This is a genomic window from Nocardia sp. NPDC049190 (genome assembly GCF_040648115.1).
In the GTDB taxonomy this organism is placed as follows: Bacteria; Actinomycetota; Actinomycetes; order Mycobacteriales; family Mycobacteriaceae; genus Nocardia.
In genome coordinates, this window is sequence record NZ_JBEZDE010000034.1 from 54,644 (window position 1) to 67,776 (window position 13,133).

General features: G+C 65.4%; 18 protein-coding genes. 10 read left to right on the forward strand and 8 right to left on the reverse strand.

All coding sequences use genetic code 11. The features are described 5' to 3' along the window. Positions 1-43: 43 nt before the first annotated feature. The 6 genes from AB0B25_RS25135 to AB0B25_RS25160 form a co-directional block, all read right to left on the reverse strand. Positions 44-856, reverse strand: a complete 813-nt coding sequence (locus tag AB0B25_RS25135) for a helical backbone metal receptor (RefSeq protein WP_357184007.1) — start codon at positions 854-856, stop codon at positions 44-46. Further along, on the reverse strand, positions 853-993 hold the full coding sequence (locus AB0B25_RS25140) for a hypothetical protein (RefSeq protein ID WP_357184009.1): 141 nt from the start codon (positions 991-993) through the stop codon (positions 853-855). Before AB0B25_RS25140 ends, AB0B25_RS25135 begins: the two co-directional genes overlap by 4 nt. Before the next feature lie 299 nt (positions 994-1,292). After that, the gene (locus AB0B25_RS25145) at positions 1,293-1,856 is read right to left on the reverse strand and encodes a DUF6036 family nucleotidyltransferase (protein ID WP_357184012.1); all 564 of its coding nucleotides are present in this window, start codon (positions 1,854-1,856) and stop codon (positions 1,293-1,295) included. Next, positions 1,856-2,374, reverse strand: coding sequence for a helix-turn-helix transcriptional regulator (locus tag AB0B25_RS25150; protein WP_357184014.1), 519 nt, complete (start codon positions 2,372-2,374; stop codon positions 1,856-1,858). Before AB0B25_RS25150 ends, AB0B25_RS25145 begins: the two co-directional genes overlap by 1 nt. 192 nt (positions 2,375-2,566) lie before the next feature. Continuing rightward, entirely contained in the window at positions 2,567-3,436 is an 870-nt protein-coding gene (locus AB0B25_RS25155; protein ID WP_357184017.1) for an alpha/beta hydrolase, read from the reverse strand. Positions 3,437-3,510: 74 nt separating this feature from the next. After that, positions 3,511-5,133 carry a PQQ-binding-like beta-propeller repeat protein gene (locus tag AB0B25_RS25160; protein WP_357184020.1) on the reverse strand — a complete coding sequence of 541 codons (1,623 nt, stop codon included), beginning with the start codon at positions 5,131-5,133 and terminating at the stop codon, positions 3,511-3,513. Positions 5,134-5,151: 18 nt separating this feature from the next. Between AB0B25_RS25160 and AB0B25_RS25165 the strand changes: the two genes are divergently transcribed. Continuing rightward, entirely contained in the window at positions 5,152-5,313 is a 162-nt protein-coding gene (locus AB0B25_RS25165) for a hypothetical protein (RefSeq protein WP_357184023.1), read from the forward strand. Positions 5,314-5,544: 231 nt separating this feature from the next. Here the strand turns inward: AB0B25_RS25165 and AB0B25_RS25170 are convergent, their stop codons facing one another. Beyond that, on the reverse strand, positions 5,545-5,763 hold the full coding sequence (locus tag AB0B25_RS25170; protein ID WP_357184026.1) for a DUF397 domain-containing protein: 219 nt from the start codon (positions 5,761-5,763) through the stop codon (positions 5,545-5,547). Next, positions 5,760-6,764 (reverse strand): helix-turn-helix transcriptional regulator, encoded by a 1,005-nt coding sequence (locus tag AB0B25_RS25175; protein WP_357184029.1) that lies wholly within the window; start codon positions 6,762-6,764, stop codon positions 5,760-5,762. Before AB0B25_RS25175 ends, AB0B25_RS25170 begins: the two co-directional genes overlap by 4 nt. A 140-nt stretch (positions 6,765-6,904) precedes the next feature. Between AB0B25_RS25175 and AB0B25_RS25180 the strand changes: the two genes are divergently transcribed. The 9 genes from AB0B25_RS25180 (at position 6,905) to AB0B25_RS25220 (ending at position 12,800) form a co-directional block, all read left to right on the forward strand. Continuing rightward, complete coding sequence (locus AB0B25_RS25180; protein WP_357184032.1) at positions 6,905-7,384, forward strand: DNA-directed RNA polymerase subunit beta; 480 nt, start codon at positions 6,905-6,907, stop codon at positions 7,382-7,384. Continuing rightward, positions 7,377-7,655 (forward strand): hypothetical protein, encoded by a 279-nt coding sequence (locus AB0B25_RS25185; protein WP_357184035.1) that lies wholly within the window; start codon positions 7,377-7,379, stop codon positions 7,653-7,655. Before AB0B25_RS25180 ends, AB0B25_RS25185 begins: the two co-directional genes overlap by 8 nt. Beyond that, positions 7,652-7,870: a hypothetical protein gene (locus AB0B25_RS25190; RefSeq protein ID WP_357184038.1), complete on the forward strand. Its 219-nt coding sequence runs from the start codon at positions 7,652-7,654 to the stop codon at positions 7,868-7,870. The genes AB0B25_RS25185 and AB0B25_RS25190 overlap by 4 nt, the downstream gene beginning before the upstream one ends. Positions 7,871-8,101: 231 nt before the next feature. Continuing rightward, positions 8,102-8,647, forward strand: a complete 546-nt coding sequence (locus AB0B25_RS25195; RefSeq protein ID WP_357184041.1) for a DUF3558 domain-containing protein — start codon at positions 8,102-8,104, stop codon at positions 8,645-8,647. 53 nt (positions 8,648-8,700) lie between these two features. Continuing rightward, a complete protein-coding gene (locus tag AB0B25_RS25200) occupies positions 8,701-9,105 on the forward strand; it encodes a hypothetical protein (protein ID WP_357184043.1) in 405 nt (134 codons plus the stop codon). Next, positions 9,105-10,436 carry a hypothetical protein gene (locus AB0B25_RS25205; protein ID WP_357184045.1) on the forward strand — a complete coding sequence of 444 codons (1,332 nt, stop codon included), beginning with the start codon at positions 9,105-9,107 and terminating at the stop codon, positions 10,434-10,436. The genes AB0B25_RS25200 and AB0B25_RS25205 overlap by 1 nt, the downstream gene beginning before the upstream one ends. Next, complete coding sequence (locus AB0B25_RS25210; protein WP_357184047.1) at positions 10,433-11,191, forward strand: ESX secretion-associated protein EspG; 759 nt, start codon at positions 10,433-10,435, stop codon at positions 11,189-11,191. Before AB0B25_RS25205 ends, AB0B25_RS25210 begins: the two co-directional genes overlap by 4 nt. Positions 11,192-11,357: 166 nt before the next feature. Further along, entirely contained in the window at positions 11,358-12,320 is a 963-nt protein-coding gene (locus tag AB0B25_RS25215) for an EamA family transporter (RefSeq protein ID WP_357184050.1), read from the forward strand. Between the two features lie 150 nt (positions 12,321-12,470). After that, positions 12,471-12,800: a cytochrome P450 gene (locus AB0B25_RS25220; RefSeq protein WP_357184064.1), complete on the forward strand. Its 330-nt coding sequence runs from the start codon at positions 12,471-12,473 to the stop codon at positions 12,798-12,800. Positions 12,801-13,133: the final 333 nt, after the last annotated feature.

Here is a 13,133-nt window from a genome sequence, read left to right on the forward strand (position 1 = left end):
GGCTCTGTGTGGACGCCGACGGCGCCCACCACCTCTGGTTCGACTACGAACTCGGCTGATCGGGTCGACGAGCCCGGGCCAACTGCGCCGTGAGGGTGGCGCGGGCCGTAGCCAGCGAAGGCCCGTACCAGGTGAGCGCGCGACCCTCCACCAGGGCGACCGGAATGCCCGGAAAAGCGTCGGGGCCATCGGACTCGGTGAAGCGATAGGGCTCGTCGGGCAACACCGCGATATCCACCCCCTCCGTCAGCTCCGCCACGGTAAGACGGGGATAGCGGTCCGCGCGATCGGCATGCACCAGCCGTAGGCCGAGGCGGCGGGCGAGATCGCCGGTGAAGGTGTCCCGGCCGACCACCATCCACGGGTTGCGCCAAATCGGGATGACGGCGGCGCGTTCCGTTACGGGTGGTGCTGGAGCCCAGACGGATTCGGCCGCGGTGAGCCAGGACGGGACACCGACTCCGAGCGCCTCCGTGCAGAGCCGAGCGAGCGAGACCATGGCTTGCTCGACAGTTTCGATCCTGGTCACCCACACGGGGATGCCCGCCGCGCGGAGGCGGTCGACGTCGATGCGGCGGTTCTCCTCCTTGTTGCACAGCACCAGGTCGGGGGCCAGCTCGATGACGCGCCGTACATTCGGGTTCTTGGTGCCGCGGACACGTTCGACGTCCAGTTCGGCCGGGTGGGTGCACCACTGCGTCGCCGCGACAAGGATTTCCGGGCAGGTCGAGGCCACTGTTTCGGTCAGCGAGGGAACGAGGGAGACCACTCGGCGTGGCGGTGTGCAAATATCCACGGGTGTGCCGAGGTCGTCGCGTGGCGGCCCCGTCGACCCGACCGGATCGCGGGCGGTCACGCCACCACCCATCTCGCCAGTTCGCGCAGTTCGCCCGGCGGAACCGGGGGCAGCTTGTCGCCCGCCCCGAGCAGCAGATAGCGGGTCGGACCTAGGATCGCCAGCCCCGATTCCAACCATGACCTCTTGCCTGCCACGGTTCTCAGCCTATGACAAAATTTTGTTCGGTTCCGGGACTTCGATCCCCGGATGCCGCGATGGAGTCCGAACGCCGCGTTCGCTTCGTCGTCGGGGACGATGGAAATTTCTTTGGCCGAACCGAATTCGCGGTTGATGGAGATGCGCGGGACCATGTGCGCCGACGGTTCGACGATCACACATCGAACAGCCCTTGCTGCCCGCGTGGCGTTGTCGAGCGGCGACCACGGGCGCCCGACCACAGGGCGAGCATCCGCGCCTCGATCCCTGACAGACGCAGCCAACGCTGCCGCGGCGTCTACCGCCAGGAGTTGATCCACCCGAGTGCGCGTTCGGCCGCGGGTTTGTAGGTGTCCGGAACGGCGGGTAAGCGTTCAGCGATCACAGCCGGAGCGACAAGCCCCGCATCGAGCAGTGCGGCCACGAAGTTCTGGTCCTTCTCGCGGAAGGCGCACAGCTTCGCCACGCACAGATCTTCCTTGTCCAGGCACCAACCGGTGAACTGGGGTTTGCCCGACGGTGCGGCCGTATTGGCGTTCTGTACCTTGACCAGTCGGCTTCGCCACCCGTCCGGCAGTGCGGAGGTCGTCATGTCGACACCGTCGATGCTGTAACCATGCAGGTCCTCGAACGGTGAGAACTCGCCGGCCACACCTTCGATGAGGTCCGCCAGTCGCGCGGTCTCGGCGTTGTCGTCTGCGATCGGGAGGATATCGACCTCCAGCGACATCGTGGCATCCGCGGGAAGCCGAGCTTCGTCGAAGGTGCCGAGGATCGATTGGGAACCGACCACGATCACCTCGGGTCGGCCGATGATCTGGCACGCCGTGCGGATAGCGTGCTCCATTTGATCGCGTCGCATCAGCCCGCGAGGTTCAGTACATCGGCGCGCTCGTCTTGCGGGAGCAGCCCACCCATCGGGGAAACCTCGCGCATCTCGATCGAGTCGCGGTCGAGACCCGTGAGGACACGGTGGAGTCCTAGCACGTCACGGTGCTCGATCAGCGACTGCCAGCGATCGAGATTGCGCACATGCGGTTGACCGGACACCCCATCACGAAGCCGCTGCAGATTGCGTTCGACGCGTGGCAGCCACGACTCGAGGCTCGACCGGGTCACGTGCATCGAAAGTCGGCTGTGCAACTGCCATGAGCGGCGCTCGGAGCGGGTCAACTCGGCGACGACGGGGCGCCGCACGACCTCGAGGCGATAACCCATGCAGGACAGCAACCGATCGAGCTGCTCATCGCTGAGATTCAGCTTGCCGGACAGGGCCTGGCTGATACTGGACTGGCGGACGCCACTCACCCGCGACAGCTGGGACTGGGTGGTGCCCGTTTTGCGCATCACGTCGCGCAGCACATCACTCCGGCTGGACATAGCCCCACTATAGCGTGCGACGCTATAGTGTGACGCGCCGGTGCCAGGCCGGCCAAATCGCAGTCTTCCCCTTTACCAACACTGCTGCGAGGTCGCCAGGAAGTAGGTCTACGACCTGCTCCAGGTACGGCCGCGCACGGAGCTACCGATCCGACGTGGGCTCACGGTCGTCGAGCACACAGTCGCACTGCGTCAATTGTTTCCGGCGAGTACCTCGCGCAGAGTCCGGGCGAAGGCCTCGGGCTGGCCCGCGTACCCGAACTCGCCGCCGAGGAAGCCGCCGTGGTGGCTGGGGAACACGGTCGCCTGCTGACCGAGCAGCGCCGCGGCGGCCACAGACGTGCGTCCGGTGAACGTGCCCTGGGACTCCTCGCCCACGGCGATCACGACACGGGTCGGCGCCGCGGCCAGCGCGGCGACATCGGGGCGATAGCTGCTGACCGCCCAGGACCGGTCGGAGAGCAGCGGGTCGTCACGTGAACCGTCGTCCTCGGTCGGCATCCCGAACAGGGCGGGATCCGCCGCGGGCTGGGCAAAGTAGTCGTCGGTGAACTCACCTTGCCATGAGGTCATCGCGATGAAGGCCGCCATGCCGGCACCGGACCCCTTGGCCTCGTACGCGTCGCGAACGCCGGCGCGGGCGCGCTCGGCAGCCGCGGCGTCTGGGAGCACCGGAATGAGCGGCGGCTCGTGTGCCACCAGCGTGGTCAGGTCGCTGGGGTAGGCCGCCACGAGCGCGAGCGCGGTGACCGCGCCGCCGCTGCTGGCGAACATCTCGACCGGCCCAACGCCGAGCGCCTCGATAACGGCATGCACGTCGTCGGCCTGGACCGTGGGCGAATTGTCGACCCGGCCGTCTTTGCGGATGCTGCGGCCGAGGCCGCGCGGGTCGTAGGTGACCACGGTGCGATCGGGGAAATATGACGCCAACGCGCCGAAGCCGCTGGCATCCATGGGCTGGGCGATCATGATCAGCGGTGGGCGTCCGTCAGCGGTGGGCAGCAGGCCGTGGACGTCGTAGGCGATGTCGACCTGGGCGGTCTCGAGCATATGTGTCGTCATGTCACTGTCGACGTCTCCCGGGCCGAGAACTCATCGGACCGTACGCTCAGCAGCAGATTCGCAATCCGAGCAGGTCAGGGAAGACCGAAGGCCAGCAGGACATTGCCCGGCATCCCGGTGGTGATCTGTCGGCCGTAACCGGAATTGGTGAACAGCATCCCGTTCGCGACGACAGCGCCATGGCCGTTGATACCGCCGCCGACGCCTGGCACCCCGTTCACGGTGTGGAAGTGCCGTGCCGTGTTGTATTCCCAGACGATGGCACCGGTCTCGGCGGAGAAGGCGCGCATCTTGCCGTCCAGACTGCCCTCGTAGACCAGGCCGGGTGTCGACGAGACGGCGTTCGGCATGGCGAGCTGGCACAGCGGAAGCATCGGTATCGGCGGTGGATCGAACAGGCACCCATGGGCGGGATTCGGCGTGCTCCAGATGACCTCGCCGGTCGCCGGGTGCAACGCGAAAAGTGTGCCCGGCGTGCCCTGATAAGTGGCAACGTACAGGCGGTGGCCGTCATAACTGGCACCCCACTGGATACCTTGCAGCGACTCCGAGCCCGGGATGGGCAGCACCGGTACCGGTGTGTTCAACCTGGTCTGCCAGACGATCTCGCCGGTGGCGGCGTCGAGCAGGTGGTAGACACCGCTCTTCTGCCCCGCGCCGACGACCAAGCGGTCACCTATCTCGAAAATGTTCGGCTGCGAACCGAAGTCGAAATCATGGCCGGGATCGGGGCAGTTGCCACCCGGCGGCGGGTACGCGCAGCGGCCGTTCCAGGGGGCTTCCCCGGGAGTCATCCGGCGGACCCACCGGGCGGTTCCGGTGTCGATGTCCAGCGCGCCAATCGCTTCCGCACCCTCGGGATAACCGGTGTAGGGGTTGCCCGCGGTGTAGTACAGCGTGCGCGACTCCGGGTGGATCGTGGGTGACGACCAGACCGGCGCACCGCTGGGGGCAAACGGCGGCGACCCACTGAGGGTCGGCTCCGGTGGCGGGATCGTGTAGTGCTGCCATTGCACGTTGCCGGTCGCGGCGTCGAGCGCCACAACACTTCCCCGGAAGGTGCAACACGGGTAGAGGTCGCTGGTGGCGGTACCCAGCTCTTGACTGGACACACCGACATAGACCTGACCGTCGAACACGAGCGGCGAACCGGTGATGATCGCGTAACGATGGTTGTCCAGTTGGCGGACCCAGCGCTGGGCACCGGTCTGTGCATCGAGGGCCCACATTCTGGCCGAGTTGTCGCCGAAGTAGACCGTTCCATCGACGACCGCGGGCCCGTTGCGCAACCCGTACGTCGGGAGGTTTCCGCCCAGGGGTGTCTCGGCTTGGAACGACCACCGGGTCGCACCGGTGTACGCGTCCAGCGCATAAAACGTCCCGTTGCGGCCACCGACGTAAACGGTTCCGTCCACGACCGCCGGCTGGCTGGAAGCGGCGATCGAGTCGGGGAACGCGAACGCCCACTTCAGCTGCAACGAGGACACTGTGGCCGGCGTGAGGGCGGTCTCGTGTGGATTGTGCCGGGAACCGGCAAGGTCGAACTGCCACATCGGCCAATCACCATTGGTGCCAACAGGTTTCGCGGCGCTCCCGACGCTGGAGTTCGGCAATAGCAGGACAGCCGCGGCCACAAGGATCGGTAAACGCAGGAATGATGTCTTCCGCAGTCCGAACGCCCAAGCCGCGAAGATCATTGCCAGAGTCTTTCGTTCATGGTGATGGAAGTTGAGTTTCCCACTCCTGAGGCCGGGGAATTTCGAATTGTCGAAAATGTTATCTGCATCCGGGAAGTTCGGGCCACCGGTGCGGTGTCGTGGGCCAGCCGCGTCGGTCGAGAACAGCTGCGCGCAACGGGTATCCGCGTGCGCGTGTGAACGGCGACTACCGCGCTGACAACTACGTCGCCATCACCTCGCCGGGCAGTGGGCGCGTCTCTCGTGATCGCCATCCAGATCCGCAAGTCCACACGGGATGTGGAGGCGAGCGATGCCTCCTCGCCGACACCACCAAGACGGTCGTGGAAGCCTTGCACTGATCCCGCCAGCTGGCGCAAAAGGCCCTTCACCTCGAACGCTCAACGAGGGCAGGGCCTTCCGCTGTTGCTGCTACTTCTGGTCGAATTCGCCGTCGACTACGCCAGCGGTGAAGGCTTCCCACTCGCTGGGGGTGAAGACAAGGGCCGGACCGGTCGGGTTTTTGCTGTCACGGACCCCGACCATGCCCACTCCAAGGAACGCGACCTCGATACAATCTTTGGTGGCCGAACTGCGTGTACTCTTCCGCCACACCGCGTCGGATAGGTCAACGTCGTACTTATCGGTCACGCGGCGTACTCCCTTGCTACCTGTCGAATCAGGTTCCTACTCGCTGTTTCATCCAGCGCGGCGCGCCGGATGGCTGCATGTGCCTCATGGTAACGCGCTACGTCCTCCGGCTTCTCCAGGTATAGGTCTCCGGTGAAGCTCTCCAGATAGACCACGGGCGGCTCGATCGGCTTGCCCTTGTTGTCGGTTCCGAAATCGAGGATGGTGAATGGTCCCAGCGGATCACCGAGCGGGATGCCAGCGGCAAACGGAAGCACCCGGATGGACACATTCGGCATCGTGGACATGTCGGCGAGATGGCGCAACTGTGCGGCCATGACCTTTCGACCGCCGACCAGTCGCTGCAACGCGCACTCCAACAGGACAACATCCAAATGGGCGGGCTGGCTCTTGCGGGTAATCAACGCCTGCCGCTTGAGTTTGAGTTGCACGCGCCGGTTGATCTCGTCACTGGTCTCATCGGGCAGAGCCGAGCGCAGCAACGTCAGCCTGTAGTCCGGAGTTTGCAGCAATCCCAAGATCACATCTGGCGCATACGAAGTCAGCTGGTGCGCAGAGGCTTCCAGTCCCATATACACGTCGAAGTTGGCGGGTATCAGGTTCCCGTACTCGTGGTACCAGGACTTGATGGCCGCCTGCTGCGCTAGCCCCATGAGTGCGGTCGTCTTGGTTTCGTCGGCATCGTAGATGCTGCACAACTCTCGGATGTCGAGCAGCCGAATCCGCTCGGCCTGGCCGGTCTCCAGCCGCTGCAACGTGCTCGCCCCTCGTTCGATCCGTCTCGCTGCCTCCGGGATCGTCATCCCGGTCTGCGTCCTCAGATCGCGCAAATACCGACCCAACTGCCGTCGTGGCAGCGTGCTTCCCGTTTCTGACATGTCACAGCCCCCAATTTTGGTTTTCGTCTGCACCGGTTCTTGCATGAACCATCTCATGCCGAAGGTTTCTATCCTGCTGTTTTGCAACAACTTACATGGATCACCCAAAACGCCGCCAGTCATGTAGCTCGACCTGGTGTTCTGGCTGCGCATCCGGTAGGGAGCCCGCCCGATTCCCTCCTAGGCTTCCGTCCCTGGCATTCGCGGATACCGCCAGGGGCCGGGCGCACCTCAGCCACTTACGCGATCGGAGGTCTAACCTGATGGACCACATACCCTTTGGCGATACACCATTGACGCGGTGCCACTTCTACCGGCGCGTGTGCGACCTGCCCGCCGTCATCGACCCACCGCACATGGGTCGCATCGTCATGCCCGCCACCCATGTGTGGGCCCTGATGATGCCCGCACATCTGGGGCAGGCGGTTAAGATCGAAATGCAAAGCCAGGAAACAGATCTCGGTCCGATTCTGTCCCATCCCCGCTCGATCCGGTGGACCTATCTCATCCGGCCGGACCTGCCCGACGAGGACAGCCTGTTCGCCGAACTGTTCCGGCTCAACGTCTCGGTCGTTCGCGAGGGCGGCACCATCGCATTACCGTCGCCCACCGACCAGCGCGTGGAGTTCCGGCGCTGGGTCGAGCCGCCCCGTTGCATGTACCGGCCTTCAGGTGCCCTGGTGCTCAACGCGATCCGCGCGTGCCTTGGCCCGGGAAAGCACCGGGCGGTGACCCATGGGTGACTGCGACTGCGGACCGTGGATCAACTGGTCGCACTGCGGATTCGGAAAGTTCGACCCGCGCACCAACGCATTGACCGAGGTCGCCTGCCCGTCACGGCATTGCGCGACATGGGTTCGGTTGGTCGACGGCAAACTCACCGAGCACGAACGAACGAACGGTGGACGCTGCCCATGGATCGGTGTTCGCGTGGTTGACGACCGCGCCGACTCGCTCACCGCGGGAAACAGAATCATCGACACCGAGGCAGCACGATGGGCTGGCGAGCGGTGACCCCTGCCGCTTCCCCACGCCCCGAAGAACCGGACGTACACCTCAGCATTTTCCTGTACGGCGCGAGATTCGATTTCGCCGCCTGCCTGACCGCCGCCCTGCTCTTCATCCAAGACCACCGGGCCCGCCACCACGCCGATGCCGTCGACGTATTCCCCAGCGACACAACCGAATTGCGACGTTTGCCGTGTGAGCGCTTGTTCCTCGATCCCTGACCCAGACCCGTCGCCGGTGTCGTCCGGGGGCTGTCGATGTCTCGAACGCCTCCGGGCCGCGCCAACGCATGCCGCTCGCCGCTCCAGGACGCGACATCCACGTCAGCTCGGCATCGGCGCGGGACCGGACCCGTGCACCACCGCCGTTCACGGAACCGGATGGAACCGGGGCCGGGTCTGGCGCGTCATATAGTAGCGACGGGGATTTTCGACGCCGACGCCAGGAGAGATATGCGCACCGCTGACGTCCTACGCACCACGCTCGGCGGTGTCGCTGTTCTGGCGCTGGTCACTGGCTGCGGGTCGAGTGTGGATGGAACCGCGACCACAACAGCGAAGCCCGCGAACGATATCCAGATCTTCAACCCCTGCACCCAGCTCAGCGACGACGTGCTGCGCGGAACCGGAGTGGACCCTGCAACCAAGAGCGTCACAACCGACCCTCCGTCCGGTCCCGCGTCATGGCGCATCTGCGGATGGCAGTCAACCGAGCTTCCGTACTTCGTGGATGTCGCCTCCAGCACCCACACCGTTGAGGAGACCCGGGCCAATGACAAGGAAACCGGATTCCGGGACGTAATGATTGGCCCGCGCGCCAGTCTGATCCATCAGGACAAAACCGATACACGAGGCGAGACATGTCGAGTGGCTATACCCGCGGAACAGGGCATGTTCGTAATCAGCGCGACCTGGCGCGCCTCCAAACCAATTACGAACGACCGGTGTGAACTCGCAGTCGGCCACGCGAAAGATCTCGAACCACACCTACCAAAATGACCCACTGCCTGCTCGATCAGCACGGCCTCAGATCTGTGTGAGGGGAGTACAGCATGGCAGATGAGATGCAGGGCGAGATGCGGCACTGGCAGCAACTCAAGCGGCAGGCAGTCAGCGGCCAGTTCCGTATGGAATACGGCATCGGTGAGGCCCTACGGCAGCGCTGCGAAGCCTTCCTCATGGAGCTTGAGAACATGAAGCGACAGGCGGCCCAGTTGGCCTACCTTTCGGGCTACGGCGACCTCCCTTCGGCGAAAACCCTGCAAGCCAAGTTCGAGAAGAAGGCCGCTGGCGGCGATTCACACGACCCCAACGACTCCGCCGTCGCCCGCCTCCAACAGCACATCGAGGTAGTCCAGCTGATGCACGACACCTACGCCGCCGCGATCGGCAAGCTGCAAGCCACCGACGAAGCAGCCGGCAGCCGGATGAGCACTCTCACCGAGGAGGTGCGCTGATGGTCAACCCACTCGACGTTGCCAAAGCTGTTGTCACGGCGGTCGCGGGTCCCGTACCCGTCGCGATCTTCGACGCGCACACGCAGTCGAATCAGAACAATGACCGGGACTCCAATCTCCGCAAGGACGCCGATGACTATTGGAAGAGCGACCGGCAGATCATCGACAACGAGTGGGGTGTGCTGGACCCGCGGCACCATCAGCCCGCACCCAGCAAGATCCTCGCCCCTGAAGCGTTCGAAACCTGGACGCACCAACAGATTTGGGAGGCGCTCAATGGTCACGACGGCGTCAAAGGGGTCGAGCAGGCCGATATCAACAGCGGCGCCGACGGCTGGCGGCGCCTGACCGAGCAGGCCACCAACGCGATCAACGCCTTCCGCGCCGGCGTCGACCAGGACATCGCGACGCTGTGGGCCGGGCGCGCCGCCAATTCCGCGATGGAGGCCACCCGCGGCTATTCGGATGAATTCCAGAAGCTGGCGGTGAGCTTCCAGATGGTCGCGAACGGCATCGACCTCATGCAGGGCTACCTCGATCAGGCCAAACGGTCCGTGCCGCCGCCGGAGCAGGTGGACGGCTTCGGCGAGTTCATGGGGCACATACCCGGCAACGGTGTGCTGAAGCTGTCCAAGCACCGAGCCGATGAAGCCGCCGCGCACGCGCGGGAAGTGATGACCACGGTCTATCGGCCTGGCGTGTTGAAGGTCGACGGGCGGACACCGCTGCTGCCCGAACCGTTCAATCCGGTCGACCGGGCCGGCGACCAACCCGCGCCTTCGCCCGGCCCCAGCAGCAACGGCCCGAACCCCGGTGGTGTCCCGTCCACTGGCAAGCCGGACAACGCCAATGGCGAGCAACCGGGCGACCCGAACAGCACCGATCCGCAGAACACCAGCCCCCAGAACACGAACCCGCAGAACACCGACCCGCTCAACACAAGTCCGGCGAACACTACGCCGCAGAACGCGACTTCCGACCCGAAGCTGCCCAAGAACTACCTGGATGACCCGCTCGGCCGTCCCGGAAGGCCAGGCCCCGGCTCGCCCGGTGCTCCGGGTTTCCTTGGCACGCCGAGTCCTGGTAAGGGCATCCCCGGTGGCAGGCCGCCCGGCCGGCCCGGTCCCGGTGCGCCAGGGTCCAGAGCGGGCAACCCGCAGGCCGGTAGACCCGGCATGTCCAGCATGCCCGGCATGGGTGCGCCCGCCCGCGGGAAGGGAGACGACAACGAGGAGCACAAGACACCGGACTACCTGATCCAGGACCGGACCACGGAGCTGCTCGGCGTGCAGCCGCGCGTGCTACCGCCGGGTGGGGTCATCGGCGAATGAGCGAAAACCGTTGGCGGATGGACGGCTTCGCGTTCACCATCGCGATGTCGGCGATGGGCCGCGACCGCCTGCCCTACCCATTGAGCTACCAGCCGGAGTTCGCGGAGCACCGCGACGACTACGAACGGCTGCGGGCGCGCACGGCACATCGGTTGCAGACGATGTTCGACGAACGGTTTCATCGGGCGCTGACCACACTGCTGGAGCCGCGAATCCGGATCGAGGTCCACGGCTTCTACGGGCCGGAGCTGTCGCAGGTGGTGCGGATTCACGCCGGTCTGACGGATCGGGTCGCCACGGTGGCGCAGCAACTGCCCGGCCCCGATCGCGCGCACGGCCGCGATGTGATCATCACCCAGTGCAGCGCGGACATGCTGGTCGCGGAAGTCGCGGCGAAACTACCGCGCTGCCAAGGCGGAAGCCATTATCCGTTCTCGGCGCGGCGATCCGACCTGAACCAGCCGGTGTACGCGCGCCACCCGACCAAACTGTCACCCATCGAGGAAATGCAGCGGTTCGTCCAGCGCCCGCGCAGCAGTACCGGCGAGATCACTGTCTATCCGGGAGCCGCCTTCGACGCCCGGCCCACCGACGACGGCCGTGCCTTCATCTGGATGGACTACGCCGGAGACGGCCGCTATCTCCTGTTCAACCACAACCGGGAAGACTCGAGCTTCAGCCCCGGCCCCACCGACGAAGTGATGCGACAACTGCAGACCCGGATCGACGCCGTCAACCACACCTACGCCCGGTAACCCGCCCGCTCCGCCACTCGGCGCGGTGGTGTGCGAATGTCCACGGGGGTTGCGGGGTCATCGCGGGGTTTCGCCGCCGACCACGCAAGATGCGTTCGGGCACCAAGACCCGCGTGCTCAGAAATTCTGTGGTCAGGGCGGTGATCGCTCAGGCACACTGCCGGGCGTGGCTGTATCGGAGACGGCTGTGCGGGCACCGAGTCAGGCCCGGGCGACCGGGCTGAGTTTGATCTCGTGGGTGCTGTTCGCGAGTTCTGGCCCACTGGCCGTAGCGGTAATGGCTGCGGGCTGGTCTCCGGCAGCGGTGACCTCGGTGCGGATCGTGTTGGCCGCAGTACTGCTGGTGCCGATAGTTGCGGTGCTGCGGCCGCAGGCCCTGCGATTCGGCCGCGCCGACCTTTGGCTGCTGTTCGCTTACGGTCTGCTCGGCGTCGCCGGGGTGCAACTGTTGTTCTTCGTGGCCGTAGCCCGGGTTCCGGTCGGGGTGGCGATGGTGCTGGTCAACGCGGCGCCCGCGCTGGTCGCGTTATGGGTGCGGGTGGTGCGGGGCACCCGGCTACCCGGACTGGCGTGGGCGGGTATCGGAATGGCCTTGGGCGGATTGGCCTTGGTCACGCAGATTTGGCAGGGCGCCGGGCTGGACCGACTCGGCGTTGCCGCCGGGCTCGGTGCGGCGATCTGCTCGGCAGGGTACTTTTTGCTCGGCGAACACGGTGCGGGCAGGCACGACTCGTTTGGGCTGACCACGGCCGGGCTGGCGATCGGCGCGGTGATGGTTGCGGCGGTCGTCCCGCCATGGACGCTGCCTGCGGGCCTGCTCACTGACGCGGCGGTACTAGGCGGTCTGCGGGCTCCTGTGTGGCTGGTACTGCTGGTGCTGGCTGTGGCGGGCACCGTGCTGCCTTATCTGACGGGGCTGCGGGCGCTGCGTGATCTACCCGCGGTCCTAGCCAGCGTGCTGGCCCTTGTCGAACCGCTGGTCGCCGCCGGGCTGGCCTGGCTGCTGCTCGGCCAGGCGATCGGGCTGAGGCAACTGGCCGGGGCGGCGATACTGCTCACCGGCGCGGTGCTGGTGCAACTGACCCGGCCCGAAACCGCTCCAGTCCAGATGCAAGGGCCGCCGAGCTGATCAAGCGTCGAGTGGTGGCGGTTGGCTCCATCGACTCCTCGAGTTTCACCAACGTCGCCGTCTGAGCCGAGACGAGACCCGCATGAACCGTTTTCATGAGCACTCGAGCTGCGGTGACGTCGATCCGCTCCCGAACTACCAGCCGTCACCATCGGGCTCGCACCACAGCGTCGCCTTCCTGCCGGGACCGTAGTCGGTGTCTGCCCCGCCATGCTCAACCGCGATCCTGCGACCTGGGTGCAGCCTGATACCTACGTGCCGGGACGGTTCCGAACAATCACGAATCCTCGCAGAGCACTATTCGGCTCTGGAGCTTTCGGATGCGTCGCAGGCGAATTTTCCCGGTCGCTCATCGCCGGGGTGTGTGACGAGACTCTGAGCAACCGCGCACTACAGTTGATCGACCCGGTGCCACAACGACGATGCCGGGTCCATCTCACCTATCCCGCCCAGCCCGTCCTGGCCACACTCTGCCGGTAGACGCGACAGTTGATTGCTGAAATACAGTGTCTGGCAGCATATTCGAGTTATGCGGCGGACCTGCAGACACAGCATTCCGTCAGATTCACGCCCAACGCGGCCGCCGCGCTGTCTGCTTGGACACTGCCCGAAGTTCGGCGTAAGGGCAGCGGGTGGGCAACCTTCGGGCAGTTCCGTGCCGGGGTCGAGTACGGGAGACTGAGAGTGGTACTCGGCATCGGGAAGTCCCGGTCCCCAATGGGCTGTCTCGGCTTGATGTCCGCCGGGTTGCGAGAGTCAGGACACCGATTGTAGGTGTCGATTGGTCTTCTCGAATTCGGTCGGGGTGAGCCA